This window comes from Mesorhizobium sp. M7A.F.Ca.CA.002.04.1.1 (assembly GCF_004022805.1).
Taxonomy (GTDB): Bacteria; Pseudomonadota; Alphaproteobacteria; order Rhizobiales; family Rhizobiaceae; genus Mesorhizobium; species Mesorhizobium ciceri.
In genome coordinates this window covers 1-1746 of sequence record NZ_RZPL01000954.1, presented here as the reverse complement: position 1 = coordinate 1746, position 1746 = coordinate 1, and the positions used below count along the sequence as shown (strand labels likewise).

Below are 1746 nucleotides of genomic sequence, written 5' to 3'. Positions count from 1 at the left end.
CTTCAACGCTGCCTACAGGTGGAGGAAGAGCCGAGCAACGGTGCCGCGCCAGGCCGGATATCAGGGCTTCTTCTTTCCACTTGACGGCGTGCGCGACTGGAACCGGCTTTATGGGCCGAAAGGGCTCTTCCAGCACCAGAGCGTGGTGCCGGAAGAGACGGCGCGCGAGGCCGTGCCGGCATTGCTGGCGGCTGCAAGGCAAGCCGGGCAGGGCTCGTTCCTCACGGTGCTGAAACGCTTCGGCTCCATCCGCTCGCCGGCGCTGCTGTCGTTTCCGCGTCCCGGCTACACGCTGACACTGGATTTCCCCAACAGGGGCGCCACGACGCTGACACTGCTGCGGGAACTCGACCGCATCACGGTCGAGGCCGGCGGCGCGGTCAATCCGTACAAGGACGCCCGCATGGGGGCCGAAATCTTCGCTTCGTCCTTTCCCGAATGGCAGCGGCTGGAAGGGCTCCGCGACCACGCCTTCATGTCTGATTCCTGGGCGCGCACCGCGAAGAGACTGGATGCGCGACGAGGCGCGGTCGAAGCAGCCGAATAGATAAAATTCGAATAATTCTTGGTTAATTGATGATTAATAACGAGATTTACTCAAAATATTGTTGGGACTTCACCAAATGTTTGCGGGTTTGTAATAGGAAGCGCGAAGGGGTGGCTTGGAACACATGAAATACATCGTCTTCATTCTCTTTACCGTCATGACCAATGCCGCCGCGCAGCTGATGCTGAAGCAAGGCATGATGTCGCTCGGACCGATCTCGTTCGAGGGCGTCAATCCGCTCGTCAAGCTGCTGCAGATCGTCTTCAGCCCCTGGGTGTTCCTTGGCCTGTGTACCTTCGTCATCTCGATGGCCTCGCATCTCTATGTGCTGTCCAAGGTCGAGCTCTCCTTCGCCTACCCGTTCCTCAGCCTCGCCTATGTTGCCGTCGCCATCTTCGCTTATTTCGTCTTCCGCGAGGACCTCAATGGCTGGCGGATCGCCGGTATCGCCTTCATCTGCGTCGGCACGGTGCTGATCGCGCAAAGTGGGCGGGATTTGGGTGAGCAAGGGCATGAGGACCAGACCGCTTCCATCACGCCCGACAAGATCCAAGCAAACGAGATCGTTCGATGAGACATGTGATTTTCGGCGGCGACGGTTTCGTCGGCCGCCATCTTGCCCCGAAACTTGTGGCCGATGGTGAAGAGGTTGTCGTCGCCGACATCGTCAAGAGCGACCTGCCGCACTACCGCACCGTCCGCTTTATCCAATGCGACGTCACCGACCCGACCTCGGTCACCGCGGTTGGGCTCAGGGCCGACGACATGGTCTACAATTTGTCGGCCAAGATGCTATCGCCGATCCAGGTGCGCGCCAAGCGGCACGATTTCTTCTTCCCTGTGAATTTCCATGGCACCGAGCACATCATGCAGGCCATGGACGGAGCCGGTGCGTCAAAACTCGTCCACTACACGACCGACATGATCTACGGCCACACGGTCACGCAGCCGATGACCGAGGAGCACCCGGTGGCGCCGCTGGGCGAATATGGCTGGTCGAAGCAGAAGACAGAGGAGCTCGCCGCCGAATGGCGCAAGCGCGGCATGTCGATCTCGCTGTTTCGCCCGCGCCTGATCATCGGTCCCGGCCGGCTCGGCATTCTGGAAAAACTGTTCAAGCTGATCGACTGGAACCTTCCCGTGCCGATGATCGGTTCGGGCAGGAATCCTTATCAGTTCATCTCGGTGTTCGACTGCGC

General features: G+C 59.8%; 2 protein-coding genes and 1 pseudogene. All 3 read left to right on the top strand.

Features of this window, described 5'->3' with window-relative positions:
* Window positions 1-547, top strand: a pseudogene (locus tag ENZ75_RS30925) (FAD-binding protein); the annotation flags it as partial.
* Between the two features lie 124 nt (window positions 548-671).
* A complete protein-coding gene (locus ENZ75_RS30920) occupies window positions 672-1121 on the top strand; it encodes an EamA family transporter (protein WP_063168218.1) in 450 nt (149 codons plus the stop codon).
* A partial coding sequence (locus tag ENZ75_RS30915) for an NAD(P)-dependent oxidoreductase (protein WP_164888143.1) occupies window positions 1118-1746 on the top strand: 629 nt, incomplete at its 3' end. The genes ENZ75_RS30920 and ENZ75_RS30915, both read left to right, overlap by 4 nt.